Origin of the sequence: Parerythrobacter lacustris (genome assembly GCF_024626475.1) — a bacterium.
GTDB classification, from domain to species: Bacteria; Pseudomonadota; Alphaproteobacteria; order Sphingomonadales; family Sphingomonadaceae; genus Parerythrobacter_A; species Parerythrobacter_A lacustris.
The window spans coordinates 119,264-136,256 of record NZ_JANKHH010000006.1 but is presented as its reverse complement, the minus strand read 5'-3'; the positions used below and the strand labels follow the sequence as shown (position 1 = coordinate 136,256).

Below are 16,993 nucleotides of genomic sequence, written 5' to 3'. Positions count from 1 at the left end.
CTGGACTCATCGGTCCCGATGTGAAACCTTCTCTCTGGAGAGAGGAGACAACCACCATGCCTGCATTCGACCTGATCATTCGGGGCGGAACCCTCGTCGATGGGACCGGCCGACCGCGCTTCACCGGCGACGTCGCCATCAAGGATGGCCTGATCGCACAAGTGGGTGACATTCGCGGCGACGCCGCCGAAACGATCGACGCTGCCGGCATGCTGGTCACCCCCGGCTTCGTCGACATCCACACCCATTACGACGGTCAGGCGACATGGGATCAGGAAATGGCCCCCTCGAGCTGGCACGGCGTCACCACGGTAGTGATGGGCAATTGCGGGGTCGGCTTTGCCCCCGCCAAGCCGGACAAGCACGAATGGCTGATCGGGCTGATGGAAGGGGTCGAGGACATCCCCGGCACCGCGCTGGCCGAAGGGATGAGCTGGGACTGGGAGACCTTCCCCCAATATCTCGACGCGCTGGAGAAACTGCCGCGCACGGTCGATGTAGGCACCCATGTGCCGCACGGCTCGGTTCGCGCATATGTGCTGGGCGATCGCGAGCGCCCCGGCGCGATCCCGACCGAAGAGGATATCGCGGCGATGGCCGCAATCGTGGAAGAAGGCGTGCGGGCGGGTGCGCTCGGCTTCTCGACCAGCCGCACCGTGCTCCACCGCGATATCGACGGCGAGGTCGTCCCCGGCACCACCGCTACGGCGGAAGAGCTGGTCGAAATCGGCCGCGCGATGGGCCGCGCAGGCCACGGCGTGTTCGAAATGGCGAGCGACATGATGCGCGAATGGGACGAATTCGGCTGGATGGGCAAGATGAGCCGCGAGACCGGGCTGCCGGTCACCTTCGCCGCGCTGCAATCGATCGCCAAGGAGATGCCGCTCGACGAACAGATCGCCTCAATGCGCGCGGAGAACGACAACGGCGCCAATATCGTCGCTCAGATCGCGCTGCGCGGCAACGGCATCTGCATGGCGTGGCAAGGCACCGTGCATCCCTTCCGCCTGAAGCCGAGCTGGAAGGAAATCGAGGGCCTACCATGGGAGCAGCAGAAGGCGAAGCTGCTCGACCCCGCGTTCAAGGCGCAGATGCTGTCCGAAACGCACGACTTTTCGGAGGTCAACCAGGATATCATCGGGCTGATCATGGTCGTCTGTGGCGGCTGGAACATGCAGTTCGAGATGGACCCCGATTTCAACTACGAACCGACTGCGGAGGAGAGCATCATGGCCCGCGCGGCGAAGGCGGGGGTTTCGGGCGACGAATACGCCTACGACCTGCTGTGCCGCGACGACGGCAAGGGCTTCATCTACCTGCCGATCCTCAATTACGCCGACGGCAATCTCGACTTCCTGATGGACCTCCAGCAGTCGGACGACACGGTGAATTCGCTTTCAGACGGCGGCGCGCATTGCGGCACCATTTGCGATGCCGCGTCACCCACCTTCATGCTCCAGCACTGGGTGCGCGACCGCCAGCGCGGCACGATCGGGCTGGAGAACGCGATCAAACGCCAATGCGCCGATACCGCGCGGCTCTACGGGCTGGAGGATCGCGGCGTGCTCGCCCCAGGCTATCTGGCAGATATCAACGTCATCGACATGGACAAGCTCAAGCTCGGCAAGCCGTGGCTCGCGTTCGACCTTCCGGCGGGCGGCAAGCGGCTGCTGCAGAAGGCCGATGGCTATGTCTGCACGATCAAGAACGGCGTGGTCACCTTCCGCGACGGGACATGGACCGGCGAAGCCCCGGGCGGCCTGATCCGCGGCCCGCAGCGGGTCGAGATGCTGGAGGCGGCGGAGTAACCTCGCACTCACGACTCAATTCCAACCTCCGTTCGTGCCGAGCTTGTCGAAGCATCTTGGCGCTCCATTGGTACCCTTCGCCCTTCGACAAGCTCAGGGCTAACGGCTGTTGTAAGGACCGAGAAAATGAAAGTCATTCGCACGGGCGGCCAGCCGTCCACGCTCGACACGCTCGAGTATGTCGACATTGATGAGGCCCCCGCGCCGGGGCCGGGCGAGATAACGGTCCGCATCCGGGCGAGTTCGCTCAACTACCATGACTTCGCGGTCGTCGTTGGGATGATCCCGTCGGCGGCAGGTCGCATCCCGATGTCGGACGGCGCGGGCGAAGTCACCGCCGTGGGCGAAGGCGTGACCGAATATGCCGTGGGTGATCTGGTGGTGTCGACCTTCTTCCCCGATTGGCTCGACGGCACCCCGCCGCAAAGCGCCTTCACCCGCGTGCCGGGCGACGGGATCGACGGCTACGCCCGCGAGAGCGTGACCGCGCCGACCCACTGGTTCACCCGCGTGCCCAAGGGCTACGACGCGGCGCAGGCCGCGACGCTGACCTGCGCGGGCCTCACTGCGTGGCGCGCGCTGTTCGTCGACAATGCGATCAAGCCGGGCGACACCGTGCTGGTGCAGGGCAGCGGAGGGGTGTCGATCTTCGCGCTGCAATTCGCCAAGATGGCGGGGGCGCAGGTGATCGCCACCAGCTCCTCGGGCGAGAAGCTGGAGCGGCTGAAGGCGCTCGGCGCAGACCATCTGATCAATTACAAGGAAGTGCAGGCCTGGGGCGCACAGGCGCTCGCCATCACCGGCGGCAAGGGGGTCGATTGCGTGGTCGAGATCGGCGGCGCGGGCACGCTCGACCAATCGATGATCGCCACAAGGGTCGGCGGACATGTTGCGCTGATCGGGGTGCTGGCGGGCTTCGCCGGACCGGTGCAGACGGGGCTGCTGATGGCCAAGAACCTGCGCGTGCAGGGCCTCACTGTGGGCAGCCGCAAGCAACAGCTCGACATGATCGCGGCGATCGATGCCAATGGGCTGGTGCCGGAGATTTCCGACCACTTCGCGCTGGAAAACCTCGCCGATGCCTTCCGTCACCAAGCGGCGAACAAGCACTTTGGCAAGATCTGCGTGGATATTTGAACTTGGAACAGCAGGAACCGGAGTCGTACGTTGGCGGCTTCTACGGCGAAACGGTCAGAGCCCTATTGATCAACATTCCTGTCGTGCTGTTCTTTGTTTCGGCGGAATACACGAGCTGGCTGTCTCAAGAGCGCCCGCGCCAGCCCGATCCGGCGAACGGGTTCGTTCAATTGAATGAATTCAGAGGTTTCAAGGCCTACTCAACGCCTGCCGAGGCCTTGGTGAGCCAATGGCTGTCCAACCTGTTCTGGATCGCCCTCGCGGCGAGCGTGGCCCTGCTCTGGCTGCGTATCTACCGCCGGCCCGGCACGCCGGTGTTCCGGCCAAGCGAGGAGGGCGTACCTCGCCCAGCCGAGTTCGCTACGATCGTGATCGTTATGGTCGGGATAGCTTACGGCATTATCGCACGTTAGCTTTAAGGCTCGATCACAATCCCGACCGAGGGATCGACTTCGCCCGACAGGGTGGCGAGGAACGCCTCGCGTGCGGCCGCGAGCCCCTTGCGCCGCTCGATTGTGATCGCGCCCTCGACGGCACCCAGGAATTGGCCCCAGCTCCCGCCGATAGCCGCGCCAGCCGCTTGCGGGCCAAGCTCCTTGAACATCGCCTGCGCGTGGTCCGGGGCAAAGAACAGTGTCGGCTTGGCACCCGGAAGACCAGGATCCTCCATTCCGCCGCGTTCCCCGACATGGGTGACGCCGACCATGCACGAGTATTTGAGCGCGTCGGCAAAGTGATTGTGCAGTCCGGCAAGGATCCCCGCGCTACCGGCGAAATCCACCGAGACCGTCGGCACGACTTCGAGCGACCCGATGTCGCCGTAAGCCAGCACAGCATCATACAGCCCGGTGCCTTCGACAAATGCCACATTGCCTGCAGAAGTCAGCCCAATCCGCTTCACCTGTGGCGAATTCTGCTTGGCCACCGCGGCCAGCCCCATCGCGGTCTTGGAGGATGCGCTGGTCAGCACCAGCTGCCCCGCCCCGAACCAGGCTTCGCGGCGCATGAAATACTCGATCAGGAAGCCGGTCTTGAACAGCGGGCCATAGATCATCCGCTCGCCCTCACGCGCTGGATCGTGCTCGGGATCGGCGGCAAGGCGCGAATACTGGTTGTAGATCGGGCTCATCGGCTGGCGGTGGGCTGCGGTATCGACGAACCCGCTCTTCGAGATGTTGCCCGGAACAACGTCAAGCATATCGGCCATCGGCAAATAGCCATAGACCCGCTCGCCCACGGCGATATCGGGGCAGTTGCTTTCCACCACGGTGGCATGGCCCCACATCGGCACAATGCCAAGCTCGCCCGGAGCCGGGAAGAAATTCCAGTAGCCGAACATGTCGCCAATCACCGCGTAGGTGACGTTGTTGGCAGTGACCGAGAAGCTTTCGATCGACAGGCGCACCGCACCGTCTGGTAACGGCGACGGCTCGACCGTCACGACTGCCGCCTCGGTCAGCTGGTTCTTGCGGACATGGACTTGCTGCATCGGGAGCCTCCTGTGCGCGGAGACGCTCCGCAGCCAATCATTTCAACGGTCGAACTTCAGACTTCGCCCGGATTTGGCGGAGCTATCAGTTGCCCTGCGCAGCAAGCCGGTTGGCGAGTTCGCTCAGCCTGCTGCCGAACCCTTCCATCCGTGAAAGGCAGGTCGCGTCGAGCAGGCCGAATTCCGCGTCGGTCATGGTTGCCGCGCGCGCGACCATTGCATTGTCGATCGCAGTGCCGGTCGCCCCTTCGTAGAGGCCGATGAACCAGCTGAGGGTGAACCCCAGGCCGTTGACCACTTCGGGGTCGGTCATCTCGTCCATCTTGACCGAAGTCCAGATCGCGCAGTCGAGATTTTCGCCCGGCGTTGCCGCTTGCGCGACATTTGGCAGGGCGGCAAGCAGCAAGGCCGGGGCCAGCAGAAATCGTTTCATCATCATACCCTCATCGGCATCAGGACATAGAGCGCCGGGCTCTTCTCGTCTTTGCGGATCAGCGTCGGCGCGCCGGCGTCGGCCAAGTGCAGTTCGACCGTATCGCTATCGATCTGGCCCAGAATGTCCTTGAGGTAGCCCGCATTGAAGCCGATCTCGAAATTCTCCGAAGAGTAGTCCGCCGAGACTTCTTCCGCCGCGGTGCCGTTGTCCGGGCTGGTGACGGTGAGCGTGACCTTGTCGTTCTCCAGCCCCATCTTCACCGCACGCGTCTTCTCGGTCGCGATGGTCGCGACGCGATCGACCCCTTCGTAGAGACTGCGCGGGTCGATTTTGAGCAGCTTGTCATTGCCGGTCGGGATGACGCGGCTGTAGTCGGGGAAGGTGCCGTCGATCAGCTTGCTGGTCAGCACCACCCCGCCCTCGCCACCCATGGTGAAGCGGATCTTGCTCGCGGAAAGGTCGATCAGCACGTTTCCGTCGGACGCTTCCTCGAGCAGCTTGCGCAGTTCGGCCACGGCTTTGCGCGGTACGATCACATCGGGCATCCCCTCGGCACCGGCCGGCTGGTCGAGCGTGAAGCGCGCAAGCCGATGGCCGTCGGTCGCCGCAGCCTTGAGCACCGGGCGGTCGTCTTCCGCGACATGCAGGAAGATACCGTTGAGGTAATAGCGCGTCTCTTCGGTGCTGATCGCGAAGCGCGTACGGTCGATCAGTTCAGCCAGCGTCTTCGCCGGGACTTCGAAGCTGGTCGGCAGGTCGCCTTCGACGATTACCGGAAAATCGTCCCGCGGCAGAGTCGGCAACGAGAAACGGCTGCGCCCGGCCTTGACCGTCATCCGGTTGTCCGCCGTCTCGAGGCTGACCTGGCTGCCGTCGGGCAGCTTTCGCGCGATGTCGAACAGCAGGTGCGCCGACACGGTAATCGCACCCGGAGCCTCGACCGAGGCAGCCGCCATATTCTCGACCACTTGCAGGTCGAGGTCGGTCGCGGTGACTTTGAGCGAGCCGCCCGCATCGGCATCGATGAGCACGTTCGACAGGATCGGGATGGTGTTGCGCCGCTCCACCACGGACTGCACATGGCCGAGGCAGCGGAGCAGGGTAGCGCGTTCGATAGTGGCCTTCATCAAATCCCCCATGCGCGCCCGGAAAGGGTTCCCCCCTGCGTGTCAGGGGCCGGAATCGCCCTCGAGCGCCGGAATATACCCGAATATCCTTAGCGAGGGTGCGCAGGGCGGCAAGCGATAGGTGCTGCCTCGATTGATTCCTTGGGGATAAAAGCCCCGTTTCGCCCCGCTTTGGCCAAGGAAGCTCGAAACGCCCTAGCTCAGCATCGCCATACCGCCGTTGACGTGCAGCGTCTGTCCGGTGACATAGGCAGCCTCGTCGCTCGCGAGATAGGCCACGGCCGCACCGATTTCCTCGCCCTCGCCCATCCGGCCCATCGGGATCCGGGCGTTGATCGCCGCTTTCTGGTCATCGGTCAGTGCCTCGGTCATCGCGGTGCGGATGAAGCCGGGCGCGACGCAGTTGACGGTGATATTGCGGCTGGCGAGTTCCTGCGCGAGGCTTTTGGACATGCCGGTCAGCCCCGCCTTGGCGGCGGTGTAATTCATCTGGCCCGGATTGCCGGTCGCACCCACGACGCTGGTGATCGAGATGATCCGTCCGTGCCGCGCCTTCATCATCGGCCGGGCGGCGGCGCGCATCAGGCGGAAGCTCGCTTCGAGGTTGATCCGGATCACCTCGTCCCACTCCTCGTCCTTCATCCGCATGCCGAGGTTGTCGCGCGTGATGCCGGCATTGTTGACCAGGATGTCCATCCGCCCGAGCGTGTCGACGGTGGCGGGGATCAGCTCCTCGACCTGGGTGGTGTTCGACAAATCGCAGGTGATCTCGACATGGTCGTGTCCGAACTCGGCATTGAGCTCGTCACGGAACGCGCGCAGCTTGGCGGAATTGGAACCGCTCAGCGCCAACCGCGCGCCCTGCCGCGCCAGAGCACGGGCGATGGAGGACCCGATCCCCCCGCTGGCCCCGGTGACGAGCGCGGTCTTTCCTTCGAGTGAGAACATCATGCTTCTCCGCTATTCTTGATCACGCGGAGACGCGGAGACGCGGAGGGCGCTTGCGGCTGCCGGTGTTGATTTACGATCCGTCGGATGCCTTCTTTCATCGTGGCTCCGGCAAAATTCAAGAGCAGCCCGACGGGCTGCTTCATCAACCGCAGGTAGGTGAGCACCTGCTTGGCATGTGATTTGTTCAACTGTTCGACCGACTTTATCTCCAGCACTAGGCAATCCTCGACCAGAAGGTCGACCCGGAATGCACCAAGATGGTGACGGCCACGAAATTCGATATCCACGGGTACTTGCCGGTCAACTTTAAGGCCCCGCAATTCCAACTCGCCTGCAAGAACAATCTCATAGACGCTTTCAAGCAAACCCGGACCCAATTCGCGGTGGATCGCTATACAAGCGTCTATGACCTGAGCGGAGATATCGTCGATTTCCAATCAGATTCTCCGCGCTCTCCGCGTCTCCGCGTGAATCAAAACGACTTCGCCAGCGCCTCGAGGTCTTCCATCGTCACCAGGCTGATCGTCTCGGCGTCCTTATCGATCCGGCCGATCATCGGGCCCAGCACCTTGCCGCCCAGTTCGACGAAGCGTTCGACCCCGGCGGCGCGCATCGCGAGTACGCTTTCGCGCCAGCGGACGCGGCCGGTGACCTGTTCGACCAGCAGCCCGAGTTCCTCAGCGGGATCATCGACCAGCGCGGCGGTGACGTTGGCGTAGATCGGCAGCGCCAGCGAGGTCGGCGGGGTCTCGGCCAGAGCCTCGGCCATCGCATCGGCGGCGGGCTGCATCAGCGAGCAGTGGAACGGCGCCGAGACCGGCAGCGGCACGCCGCGCTTGATGCCGAAGTCCTTGACCATCGCCACCGCGCGCTGGATCGCGCCGACGTGGCCCGACAGCACGACCTGCGTGGGATCGTTGTCGTTGGCGACTTCGCACACCTCGCCTTCGGCAGCAGCGGCGGCCAGCTTCTGCGCGGTTTCGAGGTCCGCGCCGAGCAGCGCGCACATCGCGCCGACACCCACCGGCACCGCCGCCTGCATCGCCTCGCCGCGCAGCTTGAGCAGCCGTGCGGTATCGGCGAGCGAGAAGGCATCGACTGCGCACAAAGCGGTGTATTCGCCAAGGCTGTGGCCCGCCACGCAATTCCCGACCTGGGTCAGCGAAACGCCGAAATCGTGCTGCAATACCCGAAGTGTCGCGATCGCGTTGGCCATGATCGCGGGCTGGGCATTGGCGGTCAGCGTTAGTTCGGCCTCGGGCCCTTCGGCCATGATGGTCGACAGGTTCTGTGACAGCGCCTCGTCGACCTCTTCGAACGTCGCGCGCGCGGCGGCGCTGGCCGCGGCCAGTTCGACGCCCATCCCCACTTTCTGGCTGCCCTGGCCAGGAAAAACGAAAGCTCGCATCGGAAATCTCCCTTGGTGCCGCGCGGCCTATGCGCCTGCGCCGCGTCCGGCAAGCCCGAAGGGGACGATCCGGTTGGACGCGTCGTGCCCAATATCGGCAAACCCGAGGTAAGGAATTCCCGCTCTGCCGCACCAGTAACGGGCGATTTCCTCCTCGCTCTGGCCGAACGGGCGATCGTTTTCCGGCACCGCGCTGATCCGTCCGAGGCGCAGCCCGGCAATGCCCTGCAGGTGCTGCGCGACATGGAAAAACAGCCGGTCGACCACGTAGAGATGCTCTGCCACTTCCTCGATCAGCAAGACATGGCCGTTGAGGTCGGGCATCAGTTCGGTGCCGCACAGCATCGCCAGCGTCGTCAGGTTGAACGCCGCGACCGGGCGGCTGTCGATATCGGACTCCAGCCCCGCCCTGTCCCCTGTCAGATAGCCGACCGCCCGGTCGACCGCCGCCTCGCCGCCGTCGCGCGCGATATCGCCGACCATCGGGCCATGGACCGGCGTACCAATCCCGTTGCGATAGAGCGCCGCCAGCAGGTAACCCGTGTCCGAATAGCCGAGGTAGGTCTTGGACCGTGCCGCCTCGCCTAGCCCGGCAATGGCATCCGCCGCGATCCTGTTGGAGCCGTAACCGCCCATCGCGAACCACACCGCATCCCCTTCCGGATCGTTGGCGCAGTCGAGGAAAGCGCCGAGCCGCGTCGCATCGTCGCCCGCAAAATGGCCGTGCCGCTCGAAGCACTGCCGGTGGAACACCAGTTCCACGTCACCCCGACGCGCGAAGCGGTCGAGCACCGCGTCGGCATGTTCGCGTTCGAGGCGCTTACCGGGCGCGCAAATGGCAATTCGGGTCATTCCCCCTGCTAGCGCGCTTGTCTTGCCGCGCACAACTGCATAGCGAAGCGGCGATGAGCGATTTCCCCACTCCCGACGAACTCTTCGCCCGGCCGTTCTTTTTCTGCGGCATCGGCGGGTCCGGCATGCTGCCGCTGGCGCAAATCCTGCACGGGCGCGGCGCGCGGGTCGAGGGCAGCGACCGCAGCCGCGACCAGGGCCGCACTCCGGAGAAGTTCGCCGCGCTGGAAGCAGCGGGCATGGGGCTGCATCCGCAAGATGGAAGCGGGATTGTCTCGCCCGAGCAGATCCTCGTCGCCTCCGCCGCGGTCGAGGATACGGTGCCCGAAGTCGTCCGCGCGACCGAACTCGGCTGCCTGCGGATGACCCGCGCCGAACTGCTGTCGATCCTGTTCAACACCAGCGGCGCGGGAATCGCGGTGGCGGGGACGAGCGGCAAGTCGACGGTCACCGGAATGCTCGGCTGGATCATGCATGCCGCAGGCCGCGACCCGACGGTGATGAACGGCGCGGTGATGAAGAACTTCGTCGGTCCCGCCCGCCCCTTCGCCAGCGCGCTGGTCGGCGGGCAGAGCATCTTCGTGAGCGAGGTGGACGAAAGCGACGGGTCGATCGCGCTCTATCGCCCGGCCGTCGGCGTGCTGCTCAACGTCAGCCTCGACCACAAGAGCATGGAGGAGCTGCGTCAGCTGTTCGGCGATTATATCGGTCGCAGCCGGATCGCGGCGATCAACGCCGACGATCCCGAGGCGTTGCAATTGCTACCCTGCGCGAACGAGGTCATCACCTTCGGCATCGCGCAGGAAAAGGCGCAGATCGGGGTCGTGCCCGGCTCGATCGCCGAAAGCCCGACCCGGCTTGCCGCGCTGGTGGTCGACCGGCATGACGGCAGCGAGCATCCGCTGCGGCTCGCCATGCCAGGGCAGCACAATCTCGCCAATGCGCTTGCGGCCATCGCGGGGGCCGCAGCGGCTGGGGTTCCGGTCGCGGTTGCGGTCAAAGCGCTGGCGGGGTTCAGGGGCCTCGCGCGGCGGTTCGACATCGTCGGCACCAGCCCTTCGGGCATCACCGTGATCGACGATTTCGGCCACAATCCGGAAAAATGCGCCGCTACCCTGCGCACGCTGAAGGCGCATCCGGGGCGTGTGATCGCCTTCTTCCAGCCGCACGGTTACGGCCCTTTGCGCCAGATGGGGCACGAACTGGCCGAAACCTTCGCGCGCGAGCTGGGGCCGGACGACATCACCATCCTGTGCGACCCGGTCTATTACGGGGGAACGGTCGACCGCAGCGAAGGCAGCGAGCGGATCGTGCGGATGATCGAGGACGCGGGTGGCCTCGCAGACTATGTGGCCGATCGTAGCGATTGCGGCGACCTGATCGTCTCGATCGCACGGCCCGGCGACCGGATCGTGGTGATGGGCGCACGGGACGATACGCTGAGCGAGTTTGCGGCTTCGATCCTCGTTCGCCTGAGCTAAGGGTGGGGACTACCTGGGTCCCGCCGACAGAGCGCTCGGCGAAGGCGTCCATTGCAGACGCAATGGCTAACCGTCCGCTAAGTCCCTCCAATGCCTGTCATCCCCGCGAAGGCGGAGATCCAGGGCGGGCCCGGTTCCATGGATTCCCGCCTGCGCGGGAATGAGAAGGGTGGGAGACAGGTGATCGATGGGGAAGTCTGTTGGCAAGGAATACCATCGGAAAACATTTTCCTACACGCCGATCGCTTGCTAGCCTCGCGATAGCTCTTTCACATCGTCGTTCCGGTTTTTGAGGTCCCCCACGCTGCGGTGTCTTGTTTTGGTGTCGCCTTAGTGTCGCCTTTCGGCATCGATGGTCGAGGCCGACAGGCCTCCCATTAGATCGCGCGAGGACCTGCCATCTCGCGCTCGACCGCCCGCCGATAGCCGTCACGCGCCATCAGGCGCGTCCGATAGGCCTTCAAGCTCTCCGGAACACCGTCGTCGAGGCCCACACGCTCCGCGAGAATTAGCGCGTAGCCGACGCAGATGTCGGCCACGGTAAAGCGATCGGCGCAAAGATATTCGCGCCGATCCAGCCGCTGCTCGACCTTGACCAGCCGTTTCCAGAACCACTTGGCGTAGGCTTCGCCCGCCTCGGCCCAGCCCTTGTCCTTCTCGAACAGGGCGAAGCGCATATAGACCGTCTGCGGGAAGGTGATCGTCGCATCGGCGTGGTAGGTGAAGTCGAGATATTCGGCGTAGTCCCGCTCGCCAGGTGCCACGGCGAGATCGCTCATGCCGCCTCTCGTCGCGAGGTAATGCGCGATGGCGCAGCTCTCGGTCATGCGGGTCTCACCGTCGATCAACAGCGGGACCGTGCCGAGAGGGTTGATCTCCAGATATTCCGGCGCGGCGAAACGCGGAGGAAAGGGCAGCAGTTTGAGGTCGATCTGGACGCCGGCCTCCTCCGCCGCCCAGGTGCAGCGCAACCCGCGCGATCCGGCGCAGGTGTAGAGCTTGGGGTCGGTCAATGGGCCCCCGTTTCGTGCCCCAGCTTGAACACCTTGTGCAGCACGAACACGATGATGCCGCCCACGATCAGCGCGAGCAGGGCTGAGACTGCTGCATAGGACAGCCACCCCAGCACCCCGCCCAGCGCGCCGGTCGTCGACTGGATGGCATATTCCAGCCCGTGTGCCGCGTCGTACAGGCCATGCAGCCCGATCTCATGCGTCCCATGCAACAGGATGCCGCCGCCGACCCACAACATGGCAATGGTGCCGATGAAACTTAGCGCAGTCAGCAGATAGGGCACGAAGGCAACCATGCCGCGCCCGAATTTCTGCACGAGGGCCGATGGCTTCTTGGCCAGATGCAGGCCGACATCGTCCATCTTCACGATCAGCCCGACGGTCCCGTACACCAATACGGTCACCACGATCGCGACCAATGCCAGCGCGATGCCGCGCTGCCACCAGAGCGCGAGATCGATTTCGTTCAATGTGATCGCCATGATCTCGGCTGACAGGATCAGGTCGGTGCGGATGGCGCCTGCGATACGTTCCTTCTCGAACCGCACCGGATCCTCGATCACGTCGTCGACGGTCTTGCCATGCTTCTCGCCGCCGAGCTTCTCGATGACCTTCTCGGCGCCTTCGTAACAAAGATAGAGCCCGCCCAGCATGAGGAAATAGATGATCGCCCCGTCCAAGAATTCGCTCAGCAGCAGCGCAGCGGGAAGCAGGATCAGCAGCTTGTTCTTGAGACTGCCCTTGGTGATCGACCAGATGATCGGCAGCTCGCGCGCGGGCGAGAGTCCGGTGACGTAACTCGGCGTGACGGCGGCATCGTCGATCACGACCCCTGCCGTCTTCGACCCCGCACGCCCGGCAGCGGCGGCGATATCGTCCACCGACGCTGCGGCTGCCCGCGCGATAATCGACACATCGTCGAGCAGGGCTACCAATCCACCGGGCACGCAATTCTCCTGTTTCGTCTATCGATACGCCCTTGCCGTGTGCGTCCCCGCCTCGCAAGCCTTGCATTCACCGCGATCTGCGCTATGTGCGCGCCTTCGCTGCCTCCGGGCGGCGGAACGAAGAAAGCCGGAGGGGCCCCGCAATCCCGCGGATCAGCCAGCGATCGGCCACCGAGTGAAAGGAAGACGCATGGCTCTGTACGAGCACGTGTTTCTTGCGCGCCAGGATTTGAGCCAGGCTCAGGTCGATGCCTTGGCAGCGCAAGCCACCGAAATCATCGAATCGAACAACGGCAAGGTCACCAAGACCGAGACCTGGGGCCTCAAGTCCCTCGCCTACAAGATCGACCGCAATCGCAAGGCGCACTTCGTGCTGCTCAACATCGATTGCCCGGGCGATGTCGTGGCCGAGCTCGAGCGCCAGACCCGCATCAACGAAGATGTCATCCGCTACATCACCATTCGTGTCGACGAACACGAAGAAGGCCCCAGCGTGATGATGCGCAAGAATGACCGCGACACCAAGAAGCGTCGCGAACGTGAGGAGCGCGACTGATGGCCCGCCCGTTTTTCCGCCGCCGCAAGACTTGCCCGTTCTCGGCCAAGAATGCGCCGAAGATCGATTACAAGGACGTTCGCCTGCTGCAGGGGTTCATCTCCGAGCGCGGCAAGATCGTGCCGTCCCGCATCACCGCCGTTTCCGGCAAGAAGCAGCGCGAGCTCGCCAAGGCGATCAAGCGTTCGCGCCAGATCGGCCTGCTTCCCTACGTCGTGAAGTAGGAGGGACAGAACCATGGATATCATTCTCCTCGAACGCATCGGCAACCTCGGCTCGATCGGTGACGTCGTCACCGTGAAGGACGGCTATGCGCGCAACTACCTGTTGCCGCAGAAGAAGGCGCTGCGCGCCAACGAAGCCAACAAGAAGGTGTTCGAAGCCAACCGCGACCGCCTCGAAAAGGAAAACGCCGAGAAGCGCGGCGACGCCGAAAAGCAGGGCGAAAAGGTCGACGGCACCGAAATCGTCATGCTGCGCGCATCGTCGAACGCCGGCCAGCTTTACGGCTCGGTCAACGTTCGCGACGTGATCAACGGCCTGACCGAGAAGGGCTTCAACATCGACAAGAGCCAGGTCGTGATGGGTCACCCGATCAAGACCATCGGCATGCACGATGTCACCATCGCACTGCATCCCGAAGTCCACGTAACGGTCAAGGCGAACGTCGCCCGCTCCGACGACGAGGCCGCGCTGCAGAGCCAGGGCATCGACGTCCTCGCGCAGATGTTCGAAGACGAGCAGGCTGCGATCGAAGAACAGGCTGCTGCCAACCAGATCGACAGCACGCTCGAGCCGGGTGAAATCCCCGCCGACATGCTCGACGATACCGGCGACGGCGACGACTAAGCGTAAAGGCCAACCCCTCACGCCATCGAAACGCAAAGGGGGCGCGATCATCATGGTTGCGCCCTTTTTCGTTGCTTGCCACATGGCTTGCGCCTGCCTTGAAATGTCAAAAAAAGGCGTTAGGGGCTGGTCATGTCCACATTCTCCAAGACGATCGAAGAACTGACCCGCATCCACGATGCGGCAACCGAAACGCTGCGCGCCGATATCCTCGCCTATGCCAAGGACGGCGCCCTGCCCTCGCCCACCCGCCGCACCGACGGGACCTATGCCTATCCCGAACTGCGGCTGCATTTCGAAGGCAAGGGCAGCCCGACCGATCGGTCGCGCGCTTTCGGGCGGCTCGAGCAGGCAGGCACCTACGCCACCACCATCACCCGTCCGCAGCTGTTCGCCGACTATCTGCTCGAACAGCTCGACCTGATCGCGGCGGATTACGACATCCGGCTCGAGGTCGGGAAGTCGCGGCAGGAAATCCCCTTTCCTTATGTGCTCGACGGCGATGCCGGGGCGCTGATGGCGGGTATCGCACCGCAGGAACTGGCGCGGCATTTTCCCTCCACCGACCTCGCGCTGATCGGCGACGAACTGGCCGATGGGCACGAGCTGGGCGAGCCGGACGATCCGATGCCGCTCTCGCTGTTCGACGGGCTGCGCACCGACTACTCGCTCGCCCGTCTGGCACATTACACCGGCACGCGGACCGACGACTTCCAGCACTTCATCCTGTTCACCAACTACCACCGCTATGTCGATGAATTCGTGGACTGGGCGGCGGGGCAGATCGGGCAGGACGGTTATGTCGGGCTGACCGGAGCAGGCGGCCTCGATATCCGCGAGCAGACCCGCGACGCGCGGCTCCAGCTGTCCGACACCGCGTGGCGGCGGCACCAGATGCCTGCCTATCACCTGCTGCGCGAGGACCGGCGCGGGATCACGCTGGTCAACATCGGGGTCGGCCCGTCGAACGCGAAGACGATCTGCGACCACCTCGCGGTGCTACGCCCGCACAGCTGGCTGATGATCGGCCACTGCGGCGGGCTGCGGTCGAGCCAGAAGATCGGCGATTTCGTGCTCGCCCACGCCTATCTGCGCGACGACCACGTGCTCGACGGTGTGCTGCCGCCAGAGATTCCAATCCCGCCGATCGCCGAAGTCCAGCAGGCACTGGCCGGGGCTGCGGAGGCGGTTTCGGGGACGCAGGGCGCAAACCTCAAGCAGCGGCTGCGCACCGGCACGGTGGTCACTACCGACGACCGAAACTGGGAACTGCTTTATTCGAGCAGCGCCAAGCGCTTTTCGCAGAGCCGCGCCATAGCAATCGAAATGGAAAGCGCGACCATCGCCGCGCAGGGCTACCGTTTCCGGGTGCCCTACGGCACGCTGCTGTGCGTCAGCGACAAGCCGCTTCACGGCGAGATCAAGCTACCGGGGCAGGCCAACCAGTTCTACGAAGAAGCCATCGCCGCGCATCTCCAGATGGGGCTGGAGGCATGCCGCCGCCTGCGCGACGAAGGCGACCGCCTGCACAGCCGCAAACTGCGCGCCTTCAACGAGCCGCCGTTCCGGTGAGGAACTGGGGCTTCTTCCCTGCGTTCGTCGGTTTTTCGGCCCTAGTTGGCTGCACGACCCTACCAGATGGGTGGAAAGATGGCGATGTAATCGCCATCGGGACGCTCGAGGATCAGACTGACGAGCCATCCGAATATGATGCTAACGACATGCTGGGGCACGGATGGTTTGACGCCAAATTTCGTATCACGCGCGTCATGAAGGGGAAGCTGGACGAAGAAGTAGTGGCGGTTCGCTATTTCGATCATACCTTTCTTCGGGGCCAAGGATATGAGCACCGCCTCCGCCTCCGCCCGAACGAAGACGGTGAAGGCTACATCGTTTGCAAAACGGACAAGCGAAGACCCGGCTTCGTCTGCAGGTAGGGTTGGAGATACCAACCAGAATCTGCCGTCGCCCCGGACTTGATCCGGGGTCCCGCTTTGATCTGGCAATGCGCTTTGCCGCAAGAACAGCGGGACCCCGGCTCGATGGCCGGGTGACGAAGTTGATGCAACGCGGTAGCGGTCTGGTTGAAAGGACCACCCCATGACCCACCCCAACCGCTCCCGTTCCATCGCCGGACGGGCCGCCATCGTCACCGGCGCCGCCAGCGGCATGGGGCGGGCGACGGCGAAGTTGTTTGCTGCCGAGGGCGCGAAGGTCGCGGTGACCGATCACGATATGGACGCTTGCGAGGCGGTGGCGGCGGAGTGCGGAGCGAATGCCCGCGCCTATGCGCTCGACGTGGCGGACAAGGACGCGATCGCGCGGGTGGTGGGCAGGATCGCCGGGGACTTCGGCGGGATCGACATCCTCGTCAACAATGCCGGGGTCTCGAGCTTCTGCGCGCTTGACGACGACGCCTACGAAGACACCTGGCACCGCGCCGTTGCGGTGATGCTGACCGCGCACCAGCGCATGGTCCGCGCCGCGCTACCGTGGTTGCGCAAGAGCGATGCGCCAAGGATCGTCAATATCGCCAGCACCGAAGGCCTCGGCGCGACCCCCGGCGACACGCCTTACGTGGCGGCCAAGACCGGGGTGACCGGTCTGACCCGCGGCCTAGCGGTCGATCTCGGGCCGGAAGGCATCACCTGCAACTGCATCTGCCCCGGCCCGATTCTCACCGCGATGACCGATGAGGTGCCCGACGAGCACAAGACCATCTTCGCCAAGCGCCGCACAGCGCTCAAACGCTACGGCGAGCCGGAGGAAGTCGCACACATGACGCTGTCGCTGGTACTGCCTGCGGCAAGCTACATCACCGGCGCGGTGATCCCGGTGGACGGCGGGCTGATGGCGCGGAATGCTTGATCGGGCTCGTCGCGCCTCAGGCCAACCCACCCCTGTCTCGCTGAACTTGTTTCAGCATCCATTCCTCAACC

General features: G+C 64.3%; 18 protein-coding genes. 9 read left to right on the top strand and 9 right to left on the bottom strand.

Annotated features, from left to right (window positions below):
• Positions 1-56: 56 nt before the first annotated feature.
• The 3 genes from NSO95_RS11845 to NSO95_RS11835 all read left to right on the top strand — a co-directional run bounded on the left by NSO95_RS11845 (position 57) and on the right by NSO95_RS11835 (position 3,358).
• Positions 57-1,808, top strand: coding sequence for an N-acyl-D-amino-acid deacylase family protein (locus tag NSO95_RS11845; protein ID WP_257596476.1), 1,752 nt, complete (start codon positions 57-59; stop codon positions 1,806-1,808).
• Between the two features lie 126 nt (positions 1,809-1,934).
• Positions 1,935-2,945, top strand: coding sequence for a zinc-dependent alcohol dehydrogenase family protein (locus NSO95_RS11840; protein WP_257596475.1), 1,011 nt, complete (start codon positions 1,935-1,937; stop codon positions 2,943-2,945).
• 2 nt (positions 2,946-2,947) lie between these two features.
• Entirely contained in the window at positions 2,948-3,358 is a 411-nt protein-coding gene (locus tag NSO95_RS11835; protein ID WP_257596474.1) for a hypothetical protein, read from the top strand.
• A gap of 2 nt (positions 3,359-3,360) precedes the next feature.
• Here NSO95_RS11835 and NSO95_RS11830 read toward each other — a convergent pair whose 3' ends face one another.
• The 7 genes from NSO95_RS11830 to NSO95_RS11800 form a co-directional block, all read right to left on the bottom strand.
• A complete protein-coding gene (locus NSO95_RS11830; protein WP_257596473.1) occupies positions 3,361-4,434 on the bottom strand; it encodes a DUF2855 family protein in 1,074 nt (357 codons plus the stop codon).
• 85 nt (positions 4,435-4,519) lie between these two features.
• Positions 4,520-4,867, bottom strand: coding sequence for a hypothetical protein (locus NSO95_RS11825; RefSeq protein WP_257596472.1), 348 nt, complete (start codon positions 4,865-4,867; stop codon positions 4,520-4,522).
• A 2-nt stretch (positions 4,868-4,869) separates the two neighbouring features.
• Positions 4,870-5,997 carry a DNA polymerase III subunit beta gene (gene dnaN / locus NSO95_RS11820; protein WP_257596471.1) on the bottom strand — a complete coding sequence of 376 codons (1,128 nt, stop codon included), beginning with the start codon at positions 5,995-5,997 and terminating at the stop codon, positions 4,870-4,872.
• A gap of 195 nt (positions 5,998-6,192) precedes the next feature.
• A complete protein-coding gene (gene fabG, locus NSO95_RS11815; RefSeq protein ID WP_257596470.1) occupies positions 6,193-6,945 on the bottom strand; it encodes a 3-oxoacyl-[acyl-carrier-protein] reductase in 753 nt (250 codons plus the stop codon).
• Positions 6,945-7,385, bottom strand: coding sequence for a GxxExxY protein (locus NSO95_RS11810; RefSeq protein WP_257596469.1), 441 nt, complete (start codon positions 7,383-7,385; stop codon positions 6,945-6,947). Before NSO95_RS11810 ends, fabG begins: the two co-directional genes overlap by 1 nt.
• 35 nt (positions 7,386-7,420) lie before the next feature.
• Positions 7,421-8,356, bottom strand: a complete 936-nt coding sequence (gene fabD / locus NSO95_RS11805; RefSeq protein ID WP_257596468.1) for an ACP S-malonyltransferase — start codon at positions 8,354-8,356, stop codon at positions 7,421-7,423.
• A gap of 27 nt (positions 8,357-8,383) precedes the next feature.
• A complete protein-coding gene (locus NSO95_RS11800; protein ID WP_257596467.1) occupies positions 8,384-9,208 on the bottom strand; it encodes an LD-carboxypeptidase in 825 nt (274 codons plus the stop codon).
• A 53-nt stretch (positions 9,209-9,261) separates the two neighbouring features.
• On the opposite strand from NSO95_RS11800, the gene NSO95_RS11795 reads away from it, so the two are divergent.
• Positions 9,262-10,689 (top strand): glutamate ligase domain-containing protein, encoded by a 1,428-nt coding sequence (locus NSO95_RS11795; RefSeq protein WP_257596466.1) that lies wholly within the window; start codon positions 9,262-9,264, stop codon positions 10,687-10,689.
• A gap of 377 nt (positions 10,690-11,066) precedes the next feature.
• Here NSO95_RS11795 and NSO95_RS11790 read toward each other — a convergent pair whose 3' ends face one another.
• Together NSO95_RS11790 and NSO95_RS11785 are read right to left on the bottom strand one after the other, a co-directional pair.
• Positions 11,067-11,702 carry a glutathione S-transferase family protein gene (locus tag NSO95_RS11790; protein WP_257596465.1) on the bottom strand — a complete coding sequence of 212 codons (636 nt, stop codon included), beginning with the start codon at positions 11,700-11,702 and terminating at the stop codon, positions 11,067-11,069.
• Positions 11,699-12,649, bottom strand: a complete 951-nt coding sequence (locus NSO95_RS11785) for a DUF808 domain-containing protein (RefSeq protein ID WP_257596464.1) — start codon at positions 12,647-12,649, stop codon at positions 11,699-11,701. The genes NSO95_RS11790 and NSO95_RS11785 overlap by 4 nt, the downstream gene beginning before the upstream one ends.
• A 190-nt stretch (positions 12,650-12,839) precedes the next feature.
• On the opposite strand from NSO95_RS11785, the gene rpsF reads away from it, so the two are divergent.
• The 5 genes from rpsF (at position 12,840) to NSO95_RS11760 (ending at position 16,922) form a co-directional block, all read left to right on the top strand.
• Positions 12,840-13,205, top strand: coding sequence for a 30S ribosomal protein S6 (gene rpsF, locus NSO95_RS11780; RefSeq protein WP_257596463.1), 366 nt, complete (start codon positions 12,840-12,842; stop codon positions 13,203-13,205).
• Positions 13,205-13,429: a 30S ribosomal protein S18 gene (gene rpsR, locus NSO95_RS11775; protein ID WP_257596461.1), complete on the top strand. Its 225-nt coding sequence runs from the start codon at positions 13,205-13,207 to the stop codon at positions 13,427-13,429. The genes rpsF and rpsR overlap by 1 nt, the downstream gene beginning before the upstream one ends.
• Positions 13,430-13,442: 13 nt before the next feature.
• A complete protein-coding gene (gene rplI, locus NSO95_RS11770) occupies positions 13,443-14,054 on the top strand; it encodes a 50S ribosomal protein L9 (RefSeq protein ID WP_257596460.1) in 612 nt (203 codons plus the stop codon).
• 132 nt (positions 14,055-14,186) lie between these two features.
• Entirely contained in the window at positions 14,187-15,626 is a 1,440-nt protein-coding gene (locus tag NSO95_RS11765) for an AMP nucleosidase (RefSeq protein ID WP_257596459.1), read from the top strand.
• Between the two features lie 528 nt (positions 15,627-16,154).
• A complete protein-coding gene (locus NSO95_RS11760; RefSeq protein ID WP_257596458.1) occupies positions 16,155-16,922 on the top strand; it encodes an SDR family NAD(P)-dependent oxidoreductase in 768 nt (255 codons plus the stop codon).
• The last annotated feature ends 71 nt before the right edge of the window (positions 16,923-16,993 follow it).